A 26391-nucleotide genomic window follows, 5' to 3' on the forward strand; every position below is an offset into this window, starting at 1 on the left:
CCCCTACATGCCTGCCGGTGAGCGAACTCACGGTAACTGGCTGTCGATCCATCGCTCCGCAGCTGCCATCGCGTCACCCAGTGCCGCCGGATAGTCAGGCCATGGACCCGTCAGCTCGGCGGCGACTTCGCCCAACCCAGCAACGGCGGCCGGCTCGATGATTCTCGCAAATGCGGGTACGTCATCGTTTGGTCGCCTCCATTCGAACTTGAGAAACAACGTATGCCCCCGATAGGCGTGAACGACTGGAACATCGAGATTGTGTGACACGCGCCCTCCCTGACACATAAGCAAGTTGAACAGTATTTGTAACTCTTATTCACTCCCTTCACCATGGCAGCACTTCGCCATCATTTTCTACTGCCCAGCGCGGTAAGGACACCCCATGTACGCAACGAAACTCACCCTACTCCTGACAGCCATCGTGCTGTACGTGGCGGGGTCCACCTTCTGGTTTTTCTGGCAGGTGCCGGAGCTGCTCTCCACCGGTACCGACCAGACCCTGGTCGCAGCATTCGCAGGCACCGTCGCCTGGATGCTGCTCACCTTCGGTTTCATCATCCACATCATCAAAACAGCACGGCCTACTGGCCCGCATGACAATCCCCGGGCATAGAGGTGCACACCATGGAAATGCAAAGCGAAACGCTTGCCGAGGAAGAGCTCGCGGCAATAACGGGCTACATGATCCCGTCCAGGCAGATCGAGTGGCTCAACAACAACGGCTGGAAATACGTACTGACTCGCTCGCGCCGACCAGTGGTGGGCCGCGTTTACGCCAGGATGAAACTGGCCGGCGTGAAACCATCAGCAGAAAACGTCGCGGCCGAAGCCTGGTCACTGAATCTTTCAAACGTAGGATAAAGACATGCGAGCAAAAAAGGCGGCAAACAGGGACCTGCCGCCGCGAATGATTCGGCGTGTGCGCACGATGAAAGGCGGTAAAGAGTGGGTTGGGTATTACTACGACGGGAGGAATGAAGACGGGAAGCGGGTGGAGATACCGCTCGGGGGTGACCTGGAAATTGCGAAGGCAGAATGGGCAAAGCTCGACTGCAAGCCGGTACCGAAGAAAGAAGCCCTGCTGGGCCAGGTGCTTGACCGTTACGAGCGAGAGATCATCCCGGGCAAGGCGCCTAAGACACAGAGCGATAATCTCCTGAGCCTGAAGCAACTGCGCAAAGCGTTCAGCGACGCCCCTATTGATGCGGTTACACCACAGATCATCGCGCAGTACAGGGATAGCCGGACCGCCAAGGTAAGAGCCAACCGGGAAATATCACTGCTGTCGCACATCTACAATATTGCGCGGGAGTGGGGGCTCACCGAGAACAACCCTGCCGCCGGCGTGCGCAAGAACAAGGAGGCGCCTAGGGATTTCTACGCAACTGAGGAGATCTGGAGTGCCGTGTACGCAGTCGCAGCCTTGGAGCTTCGCGATGCTATGGACTTGGCCTACCTGACCGGACAGCGCACCGCAGATGTGCTTTCGATGCGCGAGGCTGATGCGGTGAATGAATTCCTGCAGGTGTCGCAAGGCAAGACGGCCAAGAAGCTCCGGATCCGCCTTACCGCTGCCGGAGACCTTAATGACCTGGGCACACTGGTCGAGCGACTAATAGAGCAGCGGCGCTCGCGTGGAGTACGGACTCCATACCTAATAATCACTGAAGATGGCCGGCAGGTGACCAAGCCGATGTTACGCCTACGCTTTGACGATGCCAGGAACAAGGCAATTGCCATTGCTAACGAGACCGGAGACGGCGTGCTTGCGGCGAGCATCCGGCAGTTCCAGTTCCGCGACATCCGACCAAAAGCAGCCAGTGAAATATTGGACCTGGGCGATGCCAGTCGCCTGCTTGGACACACGGATAAGCGGATAACCGAGACGGTTTATAGACGTGTTGGTGAGATCGTGAAACCAACCCGTTGATAGAGGATCTGACAGTAGTTGCGGAAAGCGTCTTAAACGATGCGGAAACTGTTAGTTTAAAACCCTGTCCAATTATCGAACGCCAGAAACACAAAAGCCCCGCATTCGCGGGGCTTTCGTATGAATCTTGGCGGGAAACCAGGGATTCGAACCCTGGGAACGCTATTAACGTTCGCCGGTTTTCAAGACCGGTGCATTCAACCACTCTGCCAATTTCCCTTGCGCAACACAGGATTATAATAGCCCATCCTGTCTCAGCGGGCGCCATAATACCCGAATGAAACACACTGTCAAACTCTCTGCATAGCTTGTTACAGAGCGTCTGTTATGATCTTTGCGACTGAACGTTTCAAAACTGAAGGAGTGTCGCCATGCGCGAACAGGATTACGCAGTTAATAGCAACGTGCAGGCTGAGCAGCTAGAGGTTAGCCGCGTCCTGCGCAATACATACGGCTTGCTCGCCCTCACCCTCGCATTTAGCGGCGTGATGGCGTATGTGGCGCAGCAGATGCGTGTCGGCTACCCGAATATCTTCGTGGTATTGATCGGCTTCTACGGCCTGTTTTTCCTCACCAACAAGCTGCGCGACTCGGCCTGGGGCCTGGTGTCGGCGTTTGCCCTGACCGGTTTCATGGGGTTCCTGCTGGGCCCGATCCTGAACCGTTACCTGGGTATGCAGGGCGGCGCGGAAGTGGTCAGCTCGGCATTCGCCATGACGGCCTTGGTGTTTGGTGGCCTGTCGGCCTATGTGCTGATCACCCGTAAGGACATGAGCTTCCTCGGCGGTTTCATCACGGCTGGCTTCTTCGTGTTGCTGGCGGCCGTGCTGGCGAGCATGTTCTTCCAGATCAGCGGCCTGCAATTGGCGATCAGCGCCGGTTTTGTGCTGTTTTCCTCGGTCTGCATTTTGTTCCAGACCAGCGCCATCATCCATGGCGGCGAGCGTAACTACATCATGGCGACCATCAGCCTGTATGTATCGATCTACAACCTGTTTGTCAGCCTGTTGCAGATCTTCGGCATCATGAGCCGCGACGACTGATCCCAGCCTCATCAAAAAGCCCGCTTCGGCGGGCTTTTTGTTGCCTGCGGCTTTATCATTGGCAAAGGTTTGCCTACAGAGTGTTCCATGAAGTTCGCGATTGCGCTTTTTTCCGCCGCCCATGCGCCCTCCTCGCGCCGCGCCCTGCAGTTTGCCCAGGCGGCGTTGGCCGGCGGGCATGAGATTGTGCGGCTGTTTTTCTATCAGGATGGCGTCTACAGCGCTGCCAATTCGGTGGTCACGCCCCAGGATGAGCAGGATATCGCCCAACAATGGCGCGCCTTCGTCAGCGAGCATCAGCTTGACGGCGTGGTCTGCATTGCGGCGGCGCTGCGCCGAGGGGTGTTGAATGCCGAGGAAGCTGCGCGCTACCAGCGCAGTGCGGTGAATCTGGACGCGCCGTGGGCGCTGTCAGGCCTGGGGCAGTTGCACGACGCCATTCAGGACGCCGACCGCCTGATCTGCTTTGGAGGGCCATGAAATGTCCAGATCCTTGTTAGTCATCAGCCGCCAGGCGCCATGGTCCGGGCCCAGTGCGCGGGAAGCACTGGATGTGGTGCTGGCCGGCGGCGCATTCGACTTGCCGATCGGGCTGCTGTTTCTCGATGACGGGGTGTTTCAACTGGCAACCGCCCAAGATGCCAAGGCCTTGCAACAAAAGGATGTGACGGCCAACCTGCAGGCCCTCTCGCTGTTTGGCATCGACGACGTGTTCGCATGCAGCCACAGCCTGGCGGAGCGTGGGTTGACCGCCCCTGATAGCGCGCAGCCACTGAGCAGCGAACAGATTTCCCAGATGATTGACCGTTACGATCAGGTGATGACCCTCTGATGTCGACCTTGCATGTGTTGTCCCACTCCCCGTTTACCGACAGCCGCCTCGGCAGTTGCCTACGCCTGTGTGGCGCGCAAGATGCGATCCTGCTGTGCGGCGATGCAATCTATGCCCTGCAACCCGGTAGCGCCCCCTTCCAGGCCCTGCAAGCCAAGGCCCTGGCCATCTTCCTGCTTGCCGAAGATGCCCAGGCCCGCGGCCTGGCGTTGCCGCAGTGGGCCAGGAGTGTCGACTACCCAGGTTTTGTGCAGCTGTCGATCGACCATGACAAGGTCAACACCTGGCTATGAACACCCTGACTGTAGGCACCCACACCCTTGAGCTGGACAAGGACGGCTACCTGGTTGACCTGAATGCCTGGTCAGTCGAGGTGGCCAATGCCCTGGCGAGCGCCGAAGCGCTGGAACTGACCGACGAACACTGGGAAATCCTCAAGCTGCTCAGGGGTTTTTACCAGGAGTTCCAGTTGTCCCCGGCCACCCGCCCCCTGATCAAGTACACCGCCTTGAAGCTGGGCCCGGAAAAGGGCAACAGCCTGCACCTCAACCGACTGTTCAAAGGCACTCCCGCCAAACTTGCCGCCAAGCTGGCGGGCCTGCCCAGGCCGACGAATTGCTTATGACCGACTTTGCCCCGTTGATCACCGAAACTCCCGCCGAACACCCCTTTGCGCCGTTTGTGCGGATCCTCGGCAAAGGCAAGCGCGGCGCCCGTAGCCTGACGCGTGAAGAAGCCCGGGAAGCCATGGGCATGCTGCTCGACGAGAAAGTCGAGGACTCCCAGCTCGGTGCGTTCCTGATGCTGCTGCGCCACAAGGAAGAAAGCCCGGAGGAGCTCGCCGGCTTCACCGAGGCCCTGCGCGAGCGGCTCAACCCTCCAGCACTGACGGTGGATCTCGACTGGCCCACCTATGCCGGAAAAAAACGCCACCTGCCGTGGTACCTGCTGGCCGCCAAGTGCCTGGCGCAGAACGGCGTGCGGATTTTCATGCACGGCGGCGGTGCCCATACGGCCGGCCGGCTGTACACCGAACAGTTGCTGGGTGAGCTGCAGATTCCACTGTGCCGCAACTGGCAACAGGTCGAGACCGCTCTGGAACAAGGCAACCTGGCATTTATGCCACTGGGCGACTGGGCCCCGCAGTTGCAACGCATGATTGACCTGCGCAATATCCTCGGCCTGCGCTCGCCCATTCACTCCCTGGCCCGCATCCTCAACCCGCTGGGCGCGCGCTGCGGCCTGCAAAGCATCTTCCATCCCGGCTACCAGGGGGTACACCGCGATGCCAGTGGCCTGCTGGGTGACAACACCATTGTGATCAAGGGCGATGGCGGCGAGATCGAGATCAATCCCGACACCACCAGCCACTTGTACGGTACCACCGGCGGCACAAGCTGGGACGAAGAGTGGCCTGCCCTCTCCGCCCAGCGCCACGTCAAGCCCGCCAGTCTCGACCCCGAACATCTAAAGGCCCTGTGGCGTGGTGAGGTACAAGACAGCTACCCGCAATTAGCGCTGATCGCCACCATGGCCTTGGCCCTGCGCGGCCTGGGGCACCCACGGGAACAGGCCTTCGAACTGGCCCAACAGTATTGGGATGCGCGCAACACATCGAACTAGTCGATAATTAACCCCGACCCTTTGCGCTATTTGTTCGAACCCAGACGATTAGACTGCACTCCAACGCTTACTAGCCAAGGAGTCAGTCATGGGTTTGCTGATTGAAGGACACTGGCACGACCAGTGGTACGAAAGTAGCGCAGATGGCGCCTTCCAACGGGAACAGGCGCAACGCCGGCACTGGGTCACCGCCGATGGCCAACCTGGCCCGAGCGGGGATGGTGGCTTCAAGGCTGAGGCTGGCCGCTACCATCTCTATGTTTCCCTCGCCTGCCCATGGGCGCACCGCACCCTGATCCTGCGCAAGCTCAAAGGCCTGGAAAGCCTGATTGACGTGTCGGTGGTCAGTTGGTTGATGCTGGAGAATGGCTGGACCTTCGACAAGGCCCACGGCTCCACTGGCGACAAGCTCGACGACTTTGCCTTCATGCACCAGCGCTATACCGCCGACACCGCCGACTACACCGGGCGTGTCACGGTGCCGGTGTTATGGGATAAGAAGCTCAATCGCATCGTCAGCAATGAATCGGCAGAGATCATCCGCATGTTCAACAGCGCATTCAACGGGCTGACCGGCAACACCCTGGACTTCTACCCCGAACCGCTGCGCCCGACCATCGACGCGTTGAACGAGCGGATCTATCCCGCCGTGAACAATGGCGTGTATCGCGCAGGCTTCGCCACCTCGCAGCAGCCGTATGAAAGCGCATTTGATGAGGTGTTTGCCGAGTTGGATCAGTTGGAACAACACCTGGGCCAGCAGCGCTACCTGGCCGGTGAATACCTGACAGAGGCCGATGTGCGGCTGTTTACCACGCTGATTCGGTTTGACGCGGTGTATTACAGCCACTTCAAATGCAACCTACGGCGGATAGCAGATTATCCGAATCTGTCGAATTGGTTGCGAGAGCTGTATCAATGGCCGGGGGTGGCCGAGACCGTGGATTTTTCGCATATCAAGGGGCATTACTATGCCAGCCACCGGACGATCAATCCGACAGGGATTGTGCCGAAGGGGCCATTGCAGGCGTTTGATAGCAAACATGATCGAGAAGGATTGAGCGGTAAAGAGATCTGGCGCTGATGCGCCAGCCTCATCGCGGGTAAGCCCGGCTCCCACAGTGGGTCTGTGTGCAGCCGGGCGAACAGGTTATACCTGGGACTGGGCGCCTTCAAACCACTTCAATTTCTCACGCAACACCACCACTTCGCCTACGATCACCAGGGTCGGCGCATGCACTTCATGCTCCGCCACCAGGCGCGGCAAGTCGGCCAGGGTGCCGGTAAACACACGCTGGTTGGACGTGGTGCCTTGCTGGATCAGCGCAGCCGGGGTGTCCGCCGAACGACCATGGCGAATCAGTTGCTCGCAGATGACCGGCAAGCCCACCAACCCCATATAGAAGACCAGGGTCTGCGACGGCCCCACCAGGTCATTCCAGGGCAAATCCGAGGTGCCATCTTTCAGGTGGCCGGTGATGAAGCGTACCGATTGCGCATAGTCGCGATGGGTCAAAGGGATGCCAGCGTAAGCCGCGCAACCACTGGCCGCGGTGATGCCCGGCACCACCTGGAACGGGATGCCATGGGCCGCCAGCTCTTCGATCTCTTCGCCGCCGCGCCCAAAAATAAACGGGTCGCCGCCCTTGAGGCGCAGCACACGCTTACCTTGCTTGGCCAGGTTCACCAGTTGCTGGTTGATCTGCTCTTGCGGCACCGCGTGATCGGCGCGGCGCTTGCCGACATAGACCCGCTCGGCATCCCGTCGGCACAGCTCAAGAATCGCGGGGGCCACCAGGCGGTCATACAGCACCACATCGGCTTGCTGCATCAAACGCAGCGCGCGAAAGGTCAGGAGGTCCGGATCACCGGGGCCTGCGCCCACCAGATACACCTCACCTGGTGCATGGGGCGGCTTGCCGTTGACTTTTTCCACCAGCAACCGCTCGGCTTCATCACCTTGCCCCGCCAGTTGCCGATCGGCAATCGGGCCCTGGAAAACCTCTTCCCAAAAAGCCCGGCGTTGCTGAACATCGGGATACAAACCCTTGACCTGGGCGCGAAAACGCGCGGCCAGCCCGGCCAATTGACCGTAGGTGGACGGAATCCAGGTTTCCAGCTTGGCGCGGATCAAACGCGCCAGCACCGGCGCGTCGCCGCCACTGGACACCGCAATCACCAAGGGCGAGCGGTCGACAATCGCCGGGAAGATCACGCTGCACAACGCTGGCGCGTCCACCACATTGACCGGCACACACCGCCGCCGGGCATCGCTGGACACTTGCGCGTTCAGCGGCTCGTCGTCGGTTGCAGCGATGATCAGGGTGCAGCCATCAAGGTCCGCCTCCTGATAACCGCGCACAATCAGTTCACCGCCACTGCCCTGCACCAGTTCACGCAACTGATCTTCAATCAGGGGAGCAACCACCCGCAATACCGCGCCGGCATCGGCCAGCAGCCGGGACTTGCGCAAGGCAATCTCCCCACCACCGACGACCAACACACGGCTGCCGCGCAGGTTATGAAACAGTGGCAGAAATTCCATTTAGCCGATGACCTCAACGCCCGCCATGTATGGCTTGAGCACTTCAGGTACACGGATCGAACCGTCGGCCTGCTGGTAGTTCTCCAGAACGGCAACCAGGGTGCGACCTACCGCCAAGCCCGAACCGTTAAGGGTGTGGACCAGCTCCGGCTTGCCGGTTTCCGGGTTACGGAAACGCGCCTGCATGCGTCGGGCCTGGAAATCACCGCAGTTGGAGCACGAAGAAATCTCGCGGTATTTATCCTGGCTCGGCACCCACACTTCCAGGTCGTAGGTCTTCACCGCGCTGAAACCCATGTCGCCAGTGCACAGCGCCAATACGCGATACGGCAGCTCCAGCAGTTGCAGGACGCGCTCGGCGTTGGCAGTCAGGCCTTCCAGGGCTTCCATGGAGGTCGACGGCTCGACCACCTGTACCATCTCGACCTTGTCGAACTGGTGCTGGCGGATCATGCCGCGGGTGTCGCGCCCCGAGGCACCGGCTTCACTGCGAAAGCACGGGCTGTGGGCCACGAACTTGATCGGCAGCTGTTTGGCGTCGAGGATCTCGCCGGCCACGATATTGGTCAGCGACACTTCGGCAGTCGGAATCAGGTACAGATCGGCTTCGCCATCGCGGCTGATCTTGAACAGGTCTTCCTCGAACTTCGGCAACTGGCTGGTGCCCATCAGCGCCGGCGCCTGAACCAGGTACGGGGTATAAGCCTCTTCGTACCCGTGTTCGCCGGTGTGCAGGTTGAGCATGAACTGCGCCAGGGCCCGGTGCATGCGCGCAATCGGACCGCGCAGCAGAGCAAAGCGCGCACCGGACATCTTGGCGGCGGTTTCGAAATCCAGGCCGCCGGTCAATTCGCCCAGGGCGACGTGGTCCTTGATCTCGAAATCAAAGGCTTTTGGCGTACCCCAGCGGCGCACTTCGACGTTGCCGTCTTCATCTTCGCCGACCGGTACCGACTCATGCGGCAGGTTGGGAATGCCCAGCAGGATGGAATCCAACTCGGACTGAATCTTGTCCAACTCGACCTTACCGTCAGACAGCTCGCTGCCCATACGCTCGACGTCCGCCATCAACGGCGCGATGTCTTCGCCACGCTGCTTGGCCTGACCGATGGATTTGGAGCGCGCATTGCGTTCAGCCTGCAGTGCTTCGGTGCGGGTCTGGACGGTCTTGCGCTGTTCTTCCAGCGCTTCGATGCGCGCAACATCCAAGGCAAAGCCACGGGATGCCAGGCGGTCCGCTACGTCCTGAAGGTTGCTACGTAACAGTTTGGAATCGAGCATGTCGGTCTCTCGTTTATCAAAGTTTGGTCAAGGACAGGCCGGCCCAGGTGGCGAGCAGCCCGCCGAATACACTGATGGCCGCATAGCCTATCGCCAGCGGCACTTGCCCACTTTCCAGCAGGCGCACGGTATCCAGTGAAAAGGATGAAAAGGTGGTCAGGCCGCCAAGGAAGCCCACCATCAACCCGGCGCGCACCTCAACAGGCACCTCCGGGCGTAACAGAAACAGGCCGTACAACACGCCGATCAACAGGCAGCCCACGATATTAACGGCCAGCGTCGCGGTATAGAAGTGTTTCGGCCAATTGGCGTTAATCCAATTACCGGTGGCAAAGCGCAATAAGGTACCGGCCACACCGCCAACAGAGACTGCGACCACCAAGGGAATCATAGTTTTCTCCGTTGTTTGGGGCTCAGGCGATCAAGTTGCGCCAGGTGGTTGAGCTTTTCCCCGATCTTCAACTCCAGGCCACGGGGCACCGGCTGGTAGAACGGTTGCGGGGCAAGCTCGTCGGGAAAGTAGTCTTCACCGGCGGCATAGGCATCCGGTTCATCGTGGGCGTAGCGGTACTCATCGCCATAACCCAATTGTTTCATCAGCTTGGTCGGTGCATTACGCAGGTGCAAAGGGACTTCCAGCGAGCCGTGCTCGGCCGCGGCGCGCAATGCCGATTTGAAGCCCATATACACCGCATTGCTTTTCGGCGCGCAGGCCAGGTAGGTGATGGCTTGCGCCACCGCCAACTCACCTTCCGGGCTGCCCAGGCGCTCCTGGACTTCCCAGGCCGCCAGGCACAGGCTCAGGGCCCGTGGGTCGGCGTTGCCGATGTCCTCGCTGGCCATGCGCACCACGCGCCGGGCCAGGTACAGCGGGTCGCAGCCGCCGTCGATCATGCGGGCGAACCAGTACAGCGCGCCGTCCGGGTTAGAGCCGCGCACGGATTTGTGCAACGCGGAAATCTGATCGTAAAAGGCTTCGCCGCCCTTGTCGAAACGCCGCCGGGTATCGCCCAACAGGCTTTGCAGCAGGTCGACGCCAATCTCACTATTGTCTTCGGCAAGGTCGGAGGCGTTTTCCAGCAGGTTGAGAAACCGCCGGCCATCGCCGTCTGCCGCCGCCAACAGGATCTTGAAACCCTCGTCACCCAGACTCAGGTGGCGCTTGCCCAGCCCCTTGTCCTCGCTCAGCGCCCGCTGCAACAGCTTCTGCATCGCCGCTTCATCGAGACTTTTGAGCACATACACCCGCGCTCGCGAGAGCAAAGCGTTGTTCAACTCAAACGAGGGGTTTTCCGTGGTCGCACCGATAAAAATCAGCGTGCCGTCTTCCACGTAAGGCAGGAACGCATCTTGCTGCGACTTGTTGAAGCGATGCACTTCGTCGACAAACAGGATAGTGCGCCGGCCGTATTGCCCGGCCTGTTGCTTGGCGACTTCCACCGCCTGGCGGATTTCCTTGACCCCGGCCAATACCGCCGAGACCGTTTCAAAGTGTGCATCGGAGACCTTCGCCAGCAGCCGCGCCAGGGTGGTCTTGCCCACGCCCGGCGGCCCCCAGAAGATCATCGAGTGCAGGGCACCCTGCTCCAGAGCTTCGCGCAGCGGCTTGCCACGAGCCAGCAAGTGCTCCTGCCCGACATACTCATCCAGGTTGGTCGAGCGCAGGCGCGCGGCCAATGGCTGGGCAATCGGGTCACTGCGAAACAGGTCCATGGGCGGCTTTTTACTCCTGGATCACATCGGCACCCTTGGGGATGTCGAACTTGAACGTCTTGGCCGGGACCGACTCATTGGCCTTGACCCCGGTGAACAGGATATTGGTGCGCTGGCCGACACTGTCGATCAGTTGCATATCGTTGATCACCCCATTGCGGAACGACAGGCGCAGGCTGTCGAACAGCGTGTCCTTGGACTTGGGCTTGAGGGTGAAGTCGATCACGTTGCTTTGTTGCTTGGAGGTAATCTCGAAGCTCTCGCTGATCTGCGACACATCACCCGACAGCAGCAAGGCCGGGGTCTGGCTCAGGCGTGGGTCGAGGGTCTTGATGGTCGCCTGCTCCAGGTCCGGGTCCCACAGCGTGACTTTCTTGCCATCGGAGACAATGGTCTGCTCATTGGGCGCGTCGGTTTTCCAGAAGAACAAGCCAGGACGCTGCACGGCCATTTCACCGGCCGTTTCCTGCAACTGCGTACCGCCACCGTCCAGGGTCAACTGGGAGAAGCGCGCGGTCAGGGTCTTGGATTTGTCCAGCAAGTTGGTCAGGCTCGCGACGGATGCCTGGTCGGCGTGGGCCGAAAACGCGGTCAGGGCCAATGCCGGCAACAACAGCATGCGGATAAGACGCATGGGAGTCCTCATAGAATGATGTGAAAGGCGCGCCGCGTGCTGCCACGCGGCGCGAGGTCAGTCGCGCATCGGCCCTGGCGCGATGACTTCGCGCGAGCCGTTGGTGTTCATGGCCGTAACGACGCCGGCCATTTCCATGGACTCGATCATACGCGCGGCGCGGTTGTAGCCGATCTTCAGTTTACGTTGCACCGCCGAGATCGAGGCGCGACGGCTTTCCAGCACGAATGCCACCGCTTCGTCGTACAGCGCGTCAGTCTCGGCATCATCGTCGCCGCCACCGCTGCCACCGTCGAAACCGCTGCCGGCTTCTTCGACACCCGCCAGGATATCGTCGTTGTATTCCGGCGCACCCCGCAGTTTCCACGCCTCGACCACGCGGTGCACCTCGTCATCGGACACAAATGCACCGTGAACGCGGATCGGCAGGCTGGTGCCGGGCGGCATGTAGAGCATGTCACCATGGCCCAGCAGTTGCTCGGCACCGCCCTGGTCGATGATGGTCCGTGAGTCGATCTTGCTCGACACCTGGAACGCCATGCGGGTCGGGATGTTGGCCTTGATCAGGCCGGTGATCACATCCACCGACGGCCGCTGGGTCGCGAGGATCAAGTGGATCCCGGCCGCACGGGCCTTCTGCGCGATACGCGCGATCAGTTCTTCAACCTTCTTGCCGACGATCATCATCATGTCGGCAAATTCGTCGACCACCACCACGATGGTCGGCAACTTGGTCAGCAGCGGCGCTTCATCGTGAATGCTTTCGCGCTTGTACAGCGGGTCGGTCAGCGGCGTGCCGGCGTCCTGGGCTTCCTTGACCTTGGCGTTGAAGCCGGACAGGTTACGCACGCCCATCTTCGCCATCAGTTTGTAGCGCCGCTCCATCTCGGCCACGCTCCAGCGCAGGGCGTTGGCGGCGTCCTTCATGTCGGTCACCACCGGGCACAGCAGGTGCGGGATGCCTTCGTAGATCGACAGTTCGAGCATCTTCGGGTCGATCATGATCAGCTTGGCGTCTTCCGGGCCAGACTTGAACAGGATCGACAGGATCATCGCGTTCACACCCACCGACTTACCGGAACCGGTGGTACCGGCAACCAGCAGGTGGGGCATTTTCGCCAGGTCAGTGATCACCGGCTTGCCGCCGATGTCGTGCCCCAGGGCCAGGGTGACCGGCGACTTGAAGTTGTCGTATTCCGGGGTCGATAGCACTTCGGAGAAGCGCACGATCTGCCGGTCTTCGTTGGGAATCTCGATACCCACGGTGGTTTTGCCGGGGATCACTTCCACCACCCGCACGCTGGTAACCGCCAGGGAGCGCGCCAGGTCTTTGGCCAGGTTGGCGATACGGCTGACCTTGACCCCTGCGGCCGGCTGGATTTCGTAACGGGTAATCACCGGGCCGGGGTGGATCGAATCCACCGACACTTCGACGCCAAACTCTTTGAGTTTGATTTCCAGCAGATGGCCGACGGCCGCCAGGGATTCCGGGGAATAGTTGAGTTGCTTCTTTTCCGCCGGATCGAGGATCGAGATCGGCGGCAAAGTGCCCTCGACGGCGCTGTCGATAAACAGCGGCGCCTGCTTTTCCTTTTGCACGCGATGGCTTGGCTCGGGCGCCTTGACCGGCGCCGGGGCGATAACCGGCGGCACTTGCTTCTCGCGGTCGGACATGTGCTTGGTCAGGGCCTGCTCGCGCTCGATCAGGCGCTCCTTGACCTTGGCCTGCTCACGGCGGTCCGGCGTACTCGGGGCCACCACTTCGTTGACCCGGGTGTCGACTTCACGCAATTGCGCGACCATGCGCTTGCGGTCCACACGGGCGGCCCACCAGCGGTTGGCGGCACCCTGGAACAACTCGAACAGATCGAGGGTGATCTTGCCGGTCACGTCCATGACCTTGAACCACGACAAGTCGGTAAATACCGTCAGACCAAACAGGAACAGGGCAATGAACGTCAGCGTGCTGCCCTGGATATTCAGGGTCCTGCGGGCCAGGTCACCCAGGCTTTCGCCCAAGGCACCGCCCGCGCCAGCCGGCAGGCCGGTCGGTGCATGGAAGTGAATATGCGCCAGGGCCGCGCCCGACAGCACCAGGAACACCAGGCCGATCAGGCGCCAGGAGAACAGCCAGCCGCTCCACTGCCACGGCTCATGGCGCTGGCGGAAGATCTGCCAGGTCTTGATCGCCAGCAACAACGGGAAGATATAGGCGAAATAGCCCAGGATCATGAACAGGATATCGGCGCTGTAGGAGCCCACAGGCCCGCCGAAGTTCTGCACATCGTCGATCTTGCTGTTATGGCTCCAGCCCGGATCGTCCTTGCCATAGGTCAGCAAGGCCATCATCAGGAACAGGCATAAAGCACCGATGGCAATCAGCGCGCCTTCCTTGAGCCGATAGTGCAGGTGCTGGCGCCAGGCCGGTACTACTGCTGTTTTGGGTGCTGCGGCGGATTTCTTCAAAACGGGTCTTTTCCTGCGCCTTAAGCGCGTCCAACAGTTGAATGACTATAAAAATACTGCCCAATCCGGACAGATGAAAAGTGAATGAGCGTCGTCAAGCGTCCTTTAACACTCCGAGATTGAATCATGCGCCGACGTTAACGCCAGCCCACAAGGACATAGTGCCGCCATTGTACGGGTTTGTGTGCCCGTTGCCACGCTGCCGGCTTCGCTCATGGAGCATCATCCGGCGCATTGCCGATGCATTTCAATTTGAGCATGCATTGTCTTTACTGACAAAGGCTTATGAGCTGTTTTTATCAGGCTGGACAAGCTTTACCCAGCATTCCCGCTCAACGGATGGCGACATGACGCGATTACGACCGCATCACCGCTATAGAGTTGCAGAAACACCCGCTCATGCATCAGGGTACGGATTACATGATCGGGCTGGCCGAGTGGCGCCGGCTCGACAATAATCACTGCTTAACGCGGCGGGCCCCGGCCTGTCACCGCCCTCCCCTTCTGTAAGCCTGAATACCATGCTCACCTGGTTGCAACGCAACACCTTGACGTTTCCACCGCTGGCCAAAGCCATGCGTGAACCCAACGGCCTGCTGGCTGCCGGTGGCGACCTGTCCGCCGACCGCCTGGTCCAGGCCTATCGCCACGGCTGTTTCCCCTGGTTCTCCGAAGGCCAGCCCATCCTATGGTGGTCGCCAGACCCACGCACGGTGCTGTTCCCCGCCGAACTGCACGTGTCCCGCAGCCTCGCCAAGCTGCTGCGCCAGCAACGCTACGAGGTCACCTTCGACCAGGACTTCGCCGCTGTCATACAGGCCTGTGCTGCGCCACGCAGCTATGCAGACGGCACCTGGATCACCGAAGCCATGCAGAACGCCTATCTGCAACTGCACCAACGGGGCTACGCCCATTCCGTTGAAGTCTGGGACCAGGGCGAACTGGTCGGCGGCCTGTATGGCCTGGCCATGGGCCAGTTGTTTTTTGGCGAGTCGATGTTCAGTCGCGCAGACAATGCCTCGAAATATGGCTTTGCCACGCTCGTCAGGCAATTGCAGGCCTGGGGTTTTGTGCTGATCGACTGCCAGATGCCCACCGATCACCTGCACAGCCTCGGCGCCCGCGCCATTCCCCGCAGCGACTTTGCCGGTTACCTGCGCGACCATCTTGATCAAGCCAGCAGTGGGCCGTGGGTTTCTTAGGCGACATGCGCGCACCTGGCTTACACTTATTTCAAAGCTTATCCGAGGGTTGATCATGACCGAGTTGGCGCGCTTGAAGTTTTATGCCACTCAACCCCACTCTTGCAGCTACCTGCCCGAAGAACAGGCCACTACGCTGTTCCTCGACCCCAGCCAGCCGATGGACGTGCATGTGTATGCCGACCTGTCAGAGATGGGCTTTCGGCGCAGTGGCGACCACCTGTACCGGCCGCACTGCCAAAACTGCAACGCCTGTGTGCCGGCGCGTATCCCCGTGGCGCAATTTTTAGCCGATCGCAATCAAAAACGCATCCTCAAGCGCAATGCCGACCTGATCGTGACCCCCGCCAAGCCCGGCTTCAGCGAAGAGTACTTCGACCTGTACCAGCGCTATATCGAACAACGCCACGCCGACGGTGACATGTTCCCACCCAGTCGTGATCAGTTTTCCACGTTCCTGGTGCGCGACCTGCCGTTCTCGCGTTTTTACGAATTCCGCCTTGAGGGAAAGCTGCTGGCGGTCGCGGTCACCGACCTGCTGCCCAATGGCTTATCGGCGGTCTACACCTTTTACGAACCCGCCGAAGAGCGCCGCAGCCTCGGGCGCTTTGCGATTTTGTGGCAAATCAGTGAAGCCTCCCGGCAAAACCTGGACGCGGTGTACCTCGGATACTGGATAAAAAACTGCAAAAAGATGAATTACAAGACCCAATATCGGCCCATTGAGCTGCTAATTAATCAAAGATGGGTCACGCTTAACTAGAACCCCTTGGCTTAAACACCCTTTTTCGGGCACAATGCACGCCGCTTTTGCCTGGCGCAGTTGCACCGGGCCATTCACTGGATACCGAGGGCTTTACTGCATGTCGAAAGAAGACAGCTTCGAAATGGAAGGCACTGTCGTCGACACCCTGCCCAACACCATGTTTCGTGTGGAGTTGGAAAATGGGCACGTCGTAACCGCGCATATCTCCGGCAAGATGCGCAAGAACTACATTCGTATTCTTACCGGTGACAAAGTGCGCGTCGAGCTGACGCCCTATGACTTGAGCAAAGGGCGCATCACTTACCGCGCTCGCTAAACAAGTCAATACAAGACGCCCGGTTATGCCGGGCGTTTTTGTGCGCGCTATAAAATTAATGCGGGAACGGGCTTGCTCGCGATAGCTGTGTGTCAGGCAATACATCTGGCACCGATACACCGCTATCGCGGGCAAGCCCGCTCCCACATTTTGATTGCAGCGCTTGAGAAATAGCAAAAAGGCGCCGAAGCGCCTTTTTGTTGTGTTGCGATCAGGCCATTTCAGCAGTGGTCTCGAAGTCGAAGGTCAGCTCGCCATCCTTCAAGTCGATATGCACCACGCCACCATGGTCGGAGAGCTCGCCGAACAGGATCTCTTCGGCCAATGGCCGCTTGATCTTGTCCTGGATCAGACGCGCCATTGGGCGGGCGCCCATTGCCGCGTCGTAGCCGCCCTCGGCGATCCAGCTGCGTGCCGCTTCCGTCACCTCCAGCTGCACGCGCTTGTCTTCCAACTGCGCCTGAAGCTCGGTAAGGAACTTGTCCACCACGCTCTTGATCACCTCATGGCTGAGGCGACCAAACTGGATAATGGTGTCCAGGCGGTTGCGGAATTCCGGCGTGAAGCTCTTCTTGATCACTTCCATGGCGTCGGAAGAGTGATCCTGATGAGTAAAGCCAATGGAAGCCCGCGCGGCCGTCTCGGCACCGGCGTTGGTGGTCATGATCACGATCACGTTGCGGAAGTCCGCCTTGCGCCCGTTGTTGTCGGTCAGGGTCCCGTGGTCCATGACCTGCAGCAGCAGGTTGAAGACTTCCGGGTGGGCCTTTTCGATTTCATCGAGCAGCAGTACGCAGTGCGGCTGCTTGGTAATCGCCTCGGTCAACAGACCGCCCTGATCGAAGCCGACATAGCCCGGAGGCGCACCGATCAGGCGCGACACGGTGTGCCGCTCCATGTATTCGGACATGTCGAACCGCACCAGCTCAATGCCCATGGCCTTGGCCAACTGCCGCGCCGCTTCGGTCTTGCCGACGCCGGTAGGCCCGGCAAACAGGAACGAACCCACCGGTTTGTCCGGCGACTTGAGGCCAGCCCGGGACAGCTTGATCGCCGTCGACAGCGAGTCAATCGCCGCATCCTGGCCAAACACTGTCAACTTGAGGTCGCGCTCCAGGTTACGCAGCAGCTCTTTGTCGGAGCTGGTGACGTGTTTTGGCGGAATTCGCGCGATTTTCGCCACGATATCCTCGACCTGCGGCACTTCGATGCGCTTCACACGCTTCTCTACCGGCTGCAGGCGCTGGTAGGCCCCGGCTTCGTCGATCACGTCGATGGCCTTGTCGGGCATATGCCGGTCATTGATGTAGCGCGAGGCCAGCTCGGCGGCTGCACGCAGCGCCTCATCACTGTACTCGATGCCGTGGTGCGCTTCGAAACGCCCTTTCAGTCCCCGCAGGATGCCAATAGTGTCTTCGACCGAAGGCTCGGACACGTCGACTTTCTGGAAGCGACGCGCCAGAGCACGGTCTTTTTCGAAGATCCCGCGAAACTCCTGGAACGTGGTCGAACCGATGCAACGGATATCACCCGAAGACAGCAGCGGCTTGAGCAGGTTGGACGCATCCATCACCCCACCGGAAGCCGCACCGGCGCCAATGATGGTGTGGATTTCATCAATGAACAGGATCGCCTGCGGACGCTTTTTCAGCTCGCCAAGCAACGCCTTGAAACGCTTTTCAAAGTCGCCACGGTACTTGGTCCCGGCGAGCAGCGCGCCCAGGTCCAGGGAGTAGACAACGCTGTTGGCCAGCAGGTCAGGCACCTGATTATCAACAATGCGCTTGGCCAGGCCTTCGGCAATCGCGGTCTTGCCCACGCCCGCCTCGCCCACCAGCAAAGGGTTGTTCTTGCGACGACGCGCGAGGATCTGCGCAACACGCTCAACTTCCATCTCACGCCCCACCAGCGGATCAATCCGCCCCTGGCGCGCCAGTTCGTTGAGATTGCTGGCGTAGGCATCCAGCGGGTTGCTTGAAGAAGAAGACTCACCGCCCTCGTCGTCCTGCATATCCTGCTCACCCTCGGAATGATCGCCATGCCCTGGCACTTTCGAGATGCCATGGGCGATGTAGTTGACGACATCAATGCGCGCCACGCTCTGCTGCTTGAGCAGGAACACGGCCTGGCTTTCCTGTTCGCTGAAGATGGCAACCAAGACATTGGCGCCCGTCACTTCGCGCTTGCCGGAGCTCTGCACGTGGAAGACAGCACGCTGCAACACCCGCTGGAAGCCCAGGGTTGGCTGGGTCTCACGGTCCTCGTCATGCACAGGGATCAGTGGCGTGGTGGAGTCGATGAACTCCTGCAGGTCATGCTTGAGTTTGTCGAGGTTGGCGCCGCACGCACGCAGAACGGTGGCGGCAGCTTCGTTATCCAAAAGTGCCAGCAGCAGGTGTTCGACGGTCATGAATTCATGACGCTTCGAACGGGCCTCCTTGAAGGCAAGATTGAGGGTGACTTCGAGCTCGCGGTTTAACATAGCTTCACCTCATACCCAAGTGGTCGGAGTTAACCGTCCTTCTCGATTTCACAGAGTAGCGGATGCTGGCTTTCCCTGGCGTACTGGTTGACCTGCATGGCCTTGGTCTCGGCGATGTCGCGGGTAAACACTCCACATACTGCCCGTCCTTCTGTGTGAACGGCCAGCATTACCTTGGTCGCCAACTCGCGGTTCAGATTAAAAAACACCTCGAGTACTTCGACGACGAAATCCATCGGCGTGTAGTCATCATTGAACAAAACCACCTTGTACATCGGCGGCGCCTGTAAAGCAGGCTTGGCCTCTTGAACAGCGATGCCTGCAGAACCGTCATCGTCTTCTAGATGATCCGGGCGATCCTGATTGAATGTTAGTCGAATCTGGCTGAATGCATGCATGAAAGAAAGGTTCGTCTGTTGTGCATTTACAGTGATGGGGGCGACCTGTCAGAAATTCAACTCCGACCGACTGGTCACCTTGACTATCGGCAAAACGGTGTTACAACCAATAGAACCCACAGTGGGTAAAAAAGGTCCGCGCAGTCAACCTTATTTATTCGGGTTAGGACGGATAAACTGGATGATACTCCAGTGATGGAGTCTGGTGCAGAGGGATATGGGTATGTCTGGCGTCAAGATCAGTGGCAAGGTCAAATGGTTCAACAATGCCAAGGGCTACGGCTTCATTAACGAAGACGGCAAAGAGGATGATCTTTTTGCGCATTACTCGGCGATCACGATGGACGGATACAAAACCCTTAAAGCGGGTCAATTAGTATCCTTTGAAATCGTCCAGGGGCCCAAGGGCCTGCATGCTGTCGCCATCTGCGCAGTCGAGCCTGGAAAAACCAACGAAGACAGGCACGACAAGGCAGATAAATCCGCTCATTCGAAAAAGAAACAAACGGCCTGATCCGCCACCGAGCAGATACCACGCATAAAAAAACGGCCATCCCGAGCAATCAGGATGGCCGTTTTTCATAGCCTTCGACTTACATATGCGAAATCAACGCATCGCCGAAGCCCGACGACGACACCAGCTTGGCGCCGTCCATCAGGCGCTCGAAGTCATAGGTCACGGTCTTGGCCGAAATCGCCCCGTTGGTGCCCTTGATGATCAAGTCGGCCGCCTCGGTCCAGCCCATATGGCGCAGCATCATTTCCGCCGACAGAATCAGCGAGCCCGGGTTGACCTGGTCCTTGCCCGCGTATTTAGGCGCAGTACCGTGGGTGGCTTCAAACATCGCCACGGTGTCGGACAGGTTGGCACCCGGTGCAATACCGATACCGCCCACTTCTGCCGCCAGGGCATCGGAGAGGTAGTCACCATTGAGGTTTAGGGTGGCGATCACGTCATATTCGGCCGGGCGCAGCAGGATCTGCTGGAGCATGGCGTCGGCAATCGCATCCTTGACCACCACATTGCGGCCGGTGCGCGGGTTCTTGAACTGCATCCACGGCCCGCCATCGAGCAGGGTCGCGCCGAACTCTTCGGCCGCCACTTCGTAGGCCCACTCCTTGAAGGCACCTTCGGTGAACTTCATGATGTTGCCTTTGTGCACGATGGTCAGCGACTCACGGTCGTTATCCACTACATATTGCAGGGCCTTGCGCGCCAGGCGCTTGGTGCCCTCTTTGGAAACCGGCTTGATGCCAATCCCGCAATCCTGGTCGAAACGGATCTTGGTGACACCCATTTCCTCTTTGAGGAACTTGATGACCTTGGTTGCTTCGGGCGAACCGGCCTTCCACTCGATACCGGCGTAAATATCTTCGGAGTTCTCACGGAAGATAGTCATGTCCACATCGCCTGGCTTCTTGACCGGGCTTGGCACACCTTCGAACCAACGCACCGGACGCAGACAGACATACAGGTCCAGCTGCTGGCGCAGGGCAACGTTCAGCGAGCGGATACCGCCACCGACCGGCGTGGTCAGCGGACCCTTGATGGAAACCACGTAGTCCTTGACCGCATCCAGGGTTTCCTGGGGCAGCCAGGTGTCCTGGTCGTAAACTTGAGTCGCCTTCTCGCCGGCATACACCTCCATCCAGGAGATTTTGCGCTTGCCGCCGTAAGCCTTGTTAACAGCTGCATCGACCACCTTGATCATCACCGGGCTGATGTCGACGCCAATACCGTCACCTTCGATGAAGGGAATGATCGGGTTGTCAGGAACATTGAGAGAATGGTCTGCGTTGACGGTGATTTTGTCGCCGACTGCCGGAACCTGAATCTTCTTGTATCCCATGCTGAACTCCGTTTGTGGATTGAACATCTGGCTGTGCCCGAGCCTACTCCAGTTGAATGTGGACTGGAACCTTGCGCCCGGTACATTTGCTGCGAAAACGGTAGATTTAGTCGCCTACAACCTTGAAACAAAAGGGAAAAACGCCAAACTTGAGCACTGCGTGCGACTTTAGGCGCAATCCGGTCCATGCGACCTTTAGACCAATGGACGATCCACCTTTTGTATGAAGGCTCGGCGTAAGCATAGCGACCTATGTATAATGCCGCCGCTGACCAAAGAGTCACGACGGCCGACCGCTCTATATCGAGCACCTGCGCCTGAAAAAGCCGGGCTGCCACCGTAGCCCACCCGCTTGACGCTCGACTGATGCAACCCAACATCACCGCGAAGAAACATCGACATTCGGCTCATGGATGACTTTGAACGAACGCGCTTTACCCGGCGCATCTCGAGTTTCCGCGCACGCTTTTAGCAAAGAAGAGAGTTAATCCGAATATGCCCACCCGCTCGAAGATCATCTATACCTTCACCGACGAAGCCCCAGCCCTCGCCACCTATTCACTGCTGCCTATCGTAGAGGCCTTCACCGCTTCCGCTGATATTGAAGTGGAAACCCGCGATATCTCCCTCGCAGGGCGCATCCTCGCAAGCTTCCCCGAGCAACTGGGCACCAAGGCCGTTGCGGACCACCTCGCCGAACTGGGCGCCCTGGCCGTGACCCCCGAAGCCAATATCATCAAGCTGCCTAACATCAGCGCCTCGACCCCGCAGCTGCAAGCCGCGATCAAGGAACTGCAGGCCCAGGGCTACGCCCTGCCGGACTACCCGGAAACCGTAACCACCGACGCGGAAAAAGAAACCCGTGCACGTTACGACAAGGTCAAGGGCAGCGCCGTAAACCCGGTCCTGCGCGAAGGCAACTCCGACCGCCGCGCCCCACTGTCGGTCAAGAACTATGCGCGCAAGCACCCGCACAAAATGGGTGCCTGGGCTGCTGACTCCAAGTCCCACGTCGCTCACATGAGCAACGGCGACTTCTACGGCAGCGAAAAAGCCGTACAGATCGAAGCCGCCGATGCGGTCAAGATCGAACTGGTCGGCAAGGATGGCAGCACCACCGTCCTGAAAGAAAAGACCACCGCACTGGCCGGCGAGATCCTCGACAGCGCCGTGCTGAGCAAGAACGCCCTGCGCAGCTTCATCGCCGCCGAAATCGAAGACGCCAAGAGACAAGGCGTGCTGCTGTCGGTTCACCTGAAAGCCACCATGATGAAGGTCTCCGACCCGATCATGTTCGGCCAGATCGTTGCCGAGTTCTATAAAGACGCCCTGGCCAAGCACGCTACCGTGCTGGAACAGATCGGCTTCAACCTGAACAACGGCATCGGCGACCTGTACGCTCGCATCAAGGCCCTGCCGGCCGACCAGCAAGCGCAGATCGAAGCCGACATCCAGGCGGTCTACGCCGCTCGCCCTTCCCTGGCGATGGTCAACTCCGACAAAGGCATCACCAACCTGCACGTGCCGAGCGACGTGATCGTCGACGCCTCGATGCCAGCCATGATCCGTGACTCCGGCAAAATGTGGGGCACCGACGGCCAGCTGCACGACACCAAGGCCGTGATCCCGGATCGCTGCTACGCCACCATCTACCAGGCGGTCATCGAAGACTGCAAGGCTAATGGCGCCTTCGACCCAACCACCATGGGCAGCGTGCCAAACGTTGGCCTGATGGCGAAGAAAGCCGAAGAGTACGGTTCCCACGACAAGACTTTCCAGATCAAGGCTGACGGCGTAGTCCGCGTCACCGACAGCAAGGGCAAGCTGCTGATGGAACAGTCGGTTGAAGCCGGCGATATCTTCCGCATGTGCCAGACCAAAGACGCGCCGATCCAGGACTGGGTCAAACTGGCCGTCAACCGCGCCCGCGCCAGCAACACGCCAGCAATTTTCTGGCTGGACCCGCTGCGCGCCCACGACGGCGTCGTGGTCGAGAAAGTTCAGGCCTACCTGAAAGACCACAACACCGAAGGCCTGGACATCCGCATCATGTCGCCGGTCGACGCGATGAAGTTCACCCTGGAACGCACCCGCAAGGGCCTGGACACCATCTCGGTGACCGGCAACGTACTGCGCGACTACCTGACTGACCTGTTCCCGATCATGGAACTGGGCACCAGCGCCAAGATGCTGTCGATCGTGCCGCTGATGAACGGTGGCGGCCTGTTCGAAACCGGCGCTGGCGGTTCGGCTCCAAAACACGTGCAGCAACTGCTGGAAGAAAACTTCCTGCGTTGGGACTCCCTGGGCGAGTTCCTGGCCCTGGCAGCCTCCCTTGAGCATTTGGGTGTGAACTACAACAACCCGAAAGCCCTGGTACTGTCCAAGACCCTGGACCAGGCCACCGGCCAGTTCCTCGACAACAACAAGTCGCCATCGCGCAAAGTCGGCAACATCGACAACCGCGGCAGCCACTTCTACCTGGCGCTGTACTGGGCACAAGCCCTGGCCGCCCAGACTGAAGATACCGCGCTGCAGGCGCAGTTCGCTCAACTGGCAAAAACCCTGGCCGAGAACGAGGCAACCATCGTTGCCGAACTCAACGCCGTGCAGGGCAAGCCAGTGGACATCGGCGGCTACTACGCGCCGAATCCTGAGCTGACCAGCAAGGCTATGCGTCCGAGCGCTACCCTCAATGCGGCGATTGCTGCATTGAAGTAATGCTGTAGGGCGACATCACAAACCCCGGCCATGTGCCGGGGTTTGTCTTTGTGTCCAACACCGCTTTAATGAAAAAACCCGAGCAAATGTGGGAGCTGGCTTGCCTGCGATAGCAGTCTGCCAGTCGGTACAGATGTAGCCGAGCCACCGCCATCGCAGGCAAGCCAGCTCCCACACTGATTAGGCCCAACCCCACCGAATTCGAGGCCGCTATGACCTGGCAACCCCACATCACCGTCGCCACCATCGTCGAAGACAATGGCCGCTTCCTCATGGTCGAAGAGCTCAAGGGCGGCCGCACCGTGCTCAACCAGCCTGCCGGCCATCTCGACCCGCACGAAACCCTGACCGAAGCCGCCGTGCGCGAAACCCTCGAGGAAACCGGCTGGGACGTCGCAGCCACCGGCATCGTCGGCATCTATCTGTACACCGCTCCCAGCAATGGCGTGACCTACCAGCGCGTGTGCTTTGTCGCCAAGGCCTTGCAACACCACCCGGACTATCAACTGGACGAAGGCATCGTGCGCGCCCGCTGGCTGACCCGTGACGAGTTGATGGCCTTGCGCGATGACTGGCGCAGCGAGCTGATCATGCGTTGTATTGACGATTATCTGGCCGGCCACTGCCACAGTCTCGAATTGATCCGTCCTTCTCTTTAGCCTTGCGGGCTCGGGCCTGCTAGAATCGCGTCCTTTTTAAAGACACCCGTTGAAATCCTATGCGTGATCCAGCCCCTTCTGACACACAAAAGAAGCGCGTCATCGTCGGTATGTCCGGCGGCGTGGATTCTTCCGTTTCCGCCGTTCTGCTCATGGAGCAGGGTTATGAGGTGGAAGGCCTGTTCATGAAGAACTGGGAAGAAGACGATGGAACGGAATACTGCACCGCCATGGACGACCTGGCGGACGCCCAGGCCGTGTGCGACAAGATTGGCATCAAGCTGCACACCGCCAACTTCGCCGCCGAGTACTGGGACAATGTGTTCGAGCACTTCCTGGCCGAATACAAGGCCGGTCGCACGCCGAACCCGGACATCTTGTGCAACCGCGAAATCAAGTTCAAGGCGTTCCTCGACTACGCCATGATCCTCGGCGCCGACCTGATCGCCACTGGCCACTATGTGCGCCGTCGCGATGTTGATGGCCGCACCGAATTGCTCAAGGGCCTGGACCCGAACAAGGACCAGAGCTACTTCCTGCACGCCGTCGGCGGTGAACAGATCGCCAAGACCCTGTTCCCGGTGGGCGAACTGGAAAAGCCCGAAGTACGCAAGATTGCCGAGAAACACGGCCTGGCCACCGCCAAGAAGAAGGATTCCACCGGGATCTGCTTTATCGGCGAACGCCGCTTCAGTGACTTCCTCAAGCAGTACCTGCCGGCGCAACCGGGCGAGATCAAGACCACCGAAGGCGAAGTCATCGGCCGTCACCACGGCCTGATGTACCACACCATCGGCCAGCGCCAGGGCCTGGGTATTGGCGGCTTGAAGGACGCCGGTGAAGAGCCGTGGTACGTGCTGGTGAAGGATCTGCAACATAACGTGCTGATCGTCGGCCAGGGCAACGAGCATCCCCTGCTGTTCTCCGGCGCGCTGCTGGCCTCGGAGATCTATTGGGTCAACCCGATCGACCTGAGCGCTCCGCGCCGCCTGACCGCCAAGGTGCGCTATCGCCAGAGCGACCAGCCCTGCACCCTGGAAAAAACCACCAATGGCTACCGTGCCACCTTCGATGACCCGCAACGTGCGGTCACGCCCGGCCAGTCCGTAGTGTTCTACGACGGTGAGATCTGCCTGGGGGGCGGCGTGATTGAAGTCGCCGAACCCTGGAGCACCCCGGCATGAGCCCGACCCAGGAGCAATTGACGGCATTGGGCGGCGTGTTTCTCGCCGCAGTGCTGGTGGACAAGATCGCCAAGACCGGCCAGGTCACCGAGGCCGGCCTGACCTGCATGCTCGGCAGCCTGCTGGTGGTCGACCCGAAGGACACCCTGGATGTGTACGGCGGCGACGACCTGAGCCTGCGTGAAGGTTATCGCGCGCTGATCGGCGCCCTCGAGCGCGACCCCAGCACCCTGCAACGCGAGCCGCTGCGCTATGCCTTGTCGATGCTCGGCCTTGAGCGGCAACTGGCCAAGCGCGACGACCTGCTGGAAACCATCGGCAAGCGCCTGCCGCAGATCCAGTCCCAGGTCGAGCACTTCGGCCCGGCCCACGAGAACGTGATCGCCGCCTGTGGCGCTTTGTACCAGGACACCTTGAGCACCTTGCGCCAGCGGATCCAGGTCCACGGCGACATGCGCAACCTGCAACAGCCCAACAACGCCTCGAAAATCCGCGCCCTGCTGCTGGCCGGTATCCGTTCGGCGCGGTTGTGGCGACAGTTGGGCGGTCATCGTTGGCAGTTGGTCATCAGCCGTCGCAAATTGCTCAAAGAGCTTTACCCGTTGATGCGCAACGAATAAGTCGCAGCCACGGGCTATTTTCAAGCCGTTACGCGTAATACGCCGGTCAGTTGGCAACGGACCGGCGGATTTTTTCATGTATGATACGCGCCCCATTTCGTTGCCCGACTGTCCGAGAACACC

28 protein-coding genes and 1 tRNA gene are annotated in these 26391 nt (G+C 59.7%); 18 read left to right on the forward strand and 11 right to left on the reverse strand.

Annotated elements, in window-relative coordinates; all coding sequences use genetic code 11:
- Nucleotides 1-27 precede the first annotated feature (27 nt).
- Entirely contained in the window at nucleotides 28-270 is a 243-nt protein-coding gene (locus K1X80_RS16935; protein ID WP_060772936.1) for a hypothetical protein, read from the reverse strand.
- A gap of 115 nt (nucleotides 271-385) precedes the next feature.
- Here K1X80_RS16935 and K1X80_RS16940 point away from each other — a divergent pair, with 115 nt between their 5' ends.
- Genes K1X80_RS16940 through K1X80_RS16950 form a run of 3 tightly spaced genes read left to right on the forward strand, consistent with a single transcriptional unit; the run spans nucleotide 386 to nucleotide 1933 of the window.
- Nucleotides 386-616 (forward strand): hypothetical protein, encoded by a 231-nt coding sequence (locus K1X80_RS16940; protein ID WP_220172359.1) that lies wholly within the window; start codon nucleotides 386-388, stop codon nucleotides 614-616.
- 11 nt (nucleotides 617-627) lie between these two features.
- Nucleotides 628-864: a DUF4224 domain-containing protein gene (locus tag K1X80_RS16945; RefSeq protein WP_220172360.1), complete on the forward strand. Its 237-nt coding sequence runs from the start codon at nucleotides 628-630 to the stop codon at nucleotides 862-864.
- 4 nt (nucleotides 865-868) lie between these two features.
- Nucleotides 869-1933, forward strand: a complete 1065-nt coding sequence (locus K1X80_RS16950; protein WP_220172361.1) for a tyrosine-type recombinase/integrase — start codon at nucleotides 869-871, stop codon at nucleotides 1931-1933.
- A 128-nt stretch (nucleotides 1934-2061) separates the two neighbouring features.
- Here the strand turns inward: K1X80_RS16950 and K1X80_RS16955 are convergent.
- A tRNA-Ser gene (locus tag K1X80_RS16955) sits at nucleotides 2062-2152 on the reverse strand.
- Nucleotides 2153-2304: 152 nt separating this feature from the next.
- Here K1X80_RS16955 and K1X80_RS16960 point away from each other — a divergent pair.
- From K1X80_RS16960 to K1X80_RS16990, 7 genes are all read left to right on the forward strand, one after another.
- Nucleotides 2305-2976, forward strand: a complete 672-nt coding sequence (locus K1X80_RS16960; RefSeq protein WP_029293588.1) for a Bax inhibitor-1/YccA family protein — start codon at nucleotides 2305-2307, stop codon at nucleotides 2974-2976.
- Nucleotides 2977-3063: 87 nt separating this feature from the next.
- On the forward strand, nucleotides 3064-3456 hold the full coding sequence (gene tusD, locus K1X80_RS16965) for a sulfurtransferase complex subunit TusD (protein ID WP_057960002.1): 393 nt from the start codon (nucleotides 3064-3066) through the stop codon (nucleotides 3454-3456).
- A gap of 1 nt (nucleotide 3457) precedes the next feature.
- On the forward strand, nucleotides 3458-3808 hold the full coding sequence (gene tusC / locus K1X80_RS16970) for a sulfurtransferase complex subunit TusC (protein ID WP_169961315.1): 351 nt from the start codon (nucleotides 3458-3460) through the stop codon (nucleotides 3806-3808).
- Entirely contained in the window at nucleotides 3808-4101 is a 294-nt protein-coding gene (tusB, locus tag K1X80_RS16975; protein WP_220172362.1) for a sulfurtransferase complex subunit TusB, read from the forward strand. The genes tusC and tusB overlap by 1 nt, the downstream gene beginning before the upstream one ends.
- On the forward strand, nucleotides 4098-4433 hold the full coding sequence (locus tag K1X80_RS16980; protein WP_169961316.1) for a TusE/DsrC/DsvC family sulfur relay protein: 336 nt from the start codon (nucleotides 4098-4100) through the stop codon (nucleotides 4431-4433). The genes tusB and K1X80_RS16980 overlap by 4 nt, the downstream gene beginning before the upstream one ends.
- On the forward strand, nucleotides 4430-5431 hold the full coding sequence (locus K1X80_RS16985) for a glycosyl transferase family protein (RefSeq protein ID WP_128593584.1): 1002 nt from the start codon (nucleotides 4430-4432) through the stop codon (nucleotides 5429-5431). Before K1X80_RS16980 ends, K1X80_RS16985 begins: the two co-directional genes overlap by 4 nt.
- Before the next feature lie 88 nt (nucleotides 5432-5519).
- A complete protein-coding gene (locus K1X80_RS16990) occupies nucleotides 5520-6515 on the forward strand; it encodes a glutathione S-transferase family protein (RefSeq protein ID WP_220172363.1) in 996 nt (331 codons plus the stop codon).
- Nucleotides 6516-6581: 66 nt separating this feature from the next.
- Here K1X80_RS16990 and cysG read toward each other — a convergent pair whose 3' ends face one another.
- Genes cysG through K1X80_RS17020 form a run of 6 tightly spaced genes read right to left on the reverse strand, consistent with a single transcriptional unit; the run spans nucleotide 6582 to nucleotide 14070 of the window.
- Entirely contained in the window at nucleotides 6582-7976 is a 1395-nt protein-coding gene (gene cysG / locus K1X80_RS16995) for a siroheme synthase CysG (protein WP_057960007.1), read from the reverse strand.
- Complete coding sequence (gene serS, locus K1X80_RS17000; RefSeq protein WP_057441423.1) at nucleotides 7977-9257, reverse strand: serine--tRNA ligase; 1281 nt, start codon at nucleotides 9255-9257, stop codon at nucleotides 7977-7979. It abuts the gene before it with no gap.
- A 16-nt stretch (nucleotides 9258-9273) separates the two neighbouring features.
- Entirely contained in the window at nucleotides 9274-9648 is a 375-nt protein-coding gene (crcB, locus tag K1X80_RS17005) for a fluoride efflux transporter CrcB (RefSeq protein ID WP_057441422.1), read from the reverse strand.
- Nucleotides 9645-10970, reverse strand: coding sequence for a replication-associated recombination protein A (locus tag K1X80_RS17010; RefSeq protein ID WP_057960008.1), 1326 nt, complete (start codon nucleotides 10968-10970; stop codon nucleotides 9645-9647). The genes crcB and K1X80_RS17010 overlap by 4 nt, the downstream gene beginning before the upstream one ends.
- 10 nt (nucleotides 10971-10980) lie before the next feature.
- A complete protein-coding gene (gene lolA / locus K1X80_RS17015) occupies nucleotides 10981-11604 on the reverse strand; it encodes an outer membrane lipoprotein chaperone LolA (protein WP_057960009.1) in 624 nt (207 codons plus the stop codon).
- Nucleotides 11605-11661: 57 nt separating this feature from the next.
- The gene (locus tag K1X80_RS17020) at nucleotides 11662-14070 is read right to left on the reverse strand and encodes a DNA translocase FtsK (RefSeq protein WP_057441416.1); all 2409 of its coding nucleotides are present in this window, start codon (nucleotides 14068-14070) and stop codon (nucleotides 11662-11664) included.
- Nucleotides 14071-14591: 521 nt separating this feature from the next.
- Between K1X80_RS17020 and aat the strand changes: the two genes are divergently transcribed.
- The 3 genes from aat to infA all read left to right on the forward strand — a co-directional run bounded on the left by aat (nucleotide 14592) and on the right by infA (nucleotide 16354).
- The gene (aat, locus tag K1X80_RS17025) at nucleotides 14592-15272 is read left to right on the forward strand and encodes a leucyl/phenylalanyl-tRNA--protein transferase (protein WP_057441414.1); all 681 of its coding nucleotides are present in this window, start codon (nucleotides 14592-14594) and stop codon (nucleotides 15270-15272) included.
- A gap of 55 nt (nucleotides 15273-15327) precedes the next feature.
- Nucleotides 15328-16035: an arginyltransferase gene (locus K1X80_RS17030; protein WP_120733463.1), complete on the forward strand. Its 708-nt coding sequence runs from the start codon at nucleotides 15328-15330 to the stop codon at nucleotides 16033-16035.
- A 100-nt stretch (nucleotides 16036-16135) separates the two neighbouring features.
- Nucleotides 16136-16354, forward strand: coding sequence for a translation initiation factor IF-1 (gene infA / locus K1X80_RS17035; RefSeq protein ID WP_002553999.1), 219 nt, complete (start codon nucleotides 16136-16138; stop codon nucleotides 16352-16354).
- A gap of 211 nt (nucleotides 16355-16565) precedes the next feature.
- Here the strand turns inward: infA and clpA are convergent, their stop codons facing one another.
- Nucleotides 16566-18836 carry an ATP-dependent Clp protease ATP-binding subunit ClpA gene (gene clpA, locus K1X80_RS17040; RefSeq protein WP_057445275.1) on the reverse strand — a complete coding sequence of 757 codons (2271 nt, stop codon included), beginning with the start codon at nucleotides 18834-18836 and terminating at the stop codon, nucleotides 16566-16568.
- A gap of 29 nt (nucleotides 18837-18865) precedes the next feature.
- Complete coding sequence (gene clpS, locus K1X80_RS17045) at nucleotides 18866-19234, reverse strand: ATP-dependent Clp protease adapter ClpS (protein WP_029293391.1); 369 nt, start codon at nucleotides 19232-19234, stop codon at nucleotides 18866-18868.
- Nucleotides 19235-19457: 223 nt separating this feature from the next.
- Here clpS and cspD point away from each other — a divergent pair, with 223 nt between their 5' ends.
- Nucleotides 19458-19748, forward strand: a complete 291-nt coding sequence (gene cspD / locus K1X80_RS17050) for a cold shock domain-containing protein CspD (RefSeq protein WP_057960026.1) — start codon at nucleotides 19458-19460, stop codon at nucleotides 19746-19748.
- A gap of 79 nt (nucleotides 19749-19827) precedes the next feature.
- Here the strand turns inward: cspD and icd are convergent, their stop codons facing one another.
- Complete coding sequence (gene icd / locus K1X80_RS17055) at nucleotides 19828-21084, reverse strand: NADP-dependent isocitrate dehydrogenase (RefSeq protein ID WP_057441442.1); 1257 nt, start codon at nucleotides 21082-21084, stop codon at nucleotides 19828-19830.
- Nucleotides 21085-21579: 495 nt separating this feature from the next.
- Between icd and K1X80_RS17060 the strand changes: the two genes are divergently transcribed.
- From K1X80_RS17060 to hflD, 4 genes are all read left to right on the forward strand, one after another.
- On the forward strand, nucleotides 21580-23805 hold the full coding sequence (locus K1X80_RS17060; RefSeq protein WP_169990005.1) for an NADP-dependent isocitrate dehydrogenase: 2226 nt from the start codon (nucleotides 21580-21582) through the stop codon (nucleotides 23803-23805).
- Nucleotides 23806-24017: 212 nt separating this feature from the next.
- A complete protein-coding gene (locus K1X80_RS17065) occupies nucleotides 24018-24464 on the forward strand; it encodes an NUDIX hydrolase (RefSeq protein WP_128593586.1) in 447 nt (148 codons plus the stop codon).
- 59 nt (nucleotides 24465-24523) lie between these two features.
- The gene (gene mnmA, locus K1X80_RS17070) at nucleotides 24524-25648 is read left to right on the forward strand and encodes a tRNA 2-thiouridine(34) synthase MnmA (protein ID WP_169990596.1); all 1125 of its coding nucleotides are present in this window, start codon (nucleotides 24524-24526) and stop codon (nucleotides 25646-25648) included.
- Nucleotides 25645-26268, forward strand: a complete 624-nt coding sequence (gene hflD, locus K1X80_RS17075) for a high frequency lysogenization protein HflD (RefSeq protein ID WP_005789104.1) — start codon at nucleotides 25645-25647, stop codon at nucleotides 26266-26268. Before mnmA ends, hflD begins: the two co-directional genes overlap by 4 nt.
- Nucleotides 26269-26391 lie beyond the last annotated feature (123 nt).

This window comes from Pseudomonas sp. So3.2b, from assembly GCF_019464415.1.
In the GTDB taxonomy this organism is placed as follows: domain Bacteria; phylum Pseudomonadota; class Gammaproteobacteria; order Pseudomonadales; family Pseudomonadaceae; genus Aquipseudomonas; species Aquipseudomonas shahriarae.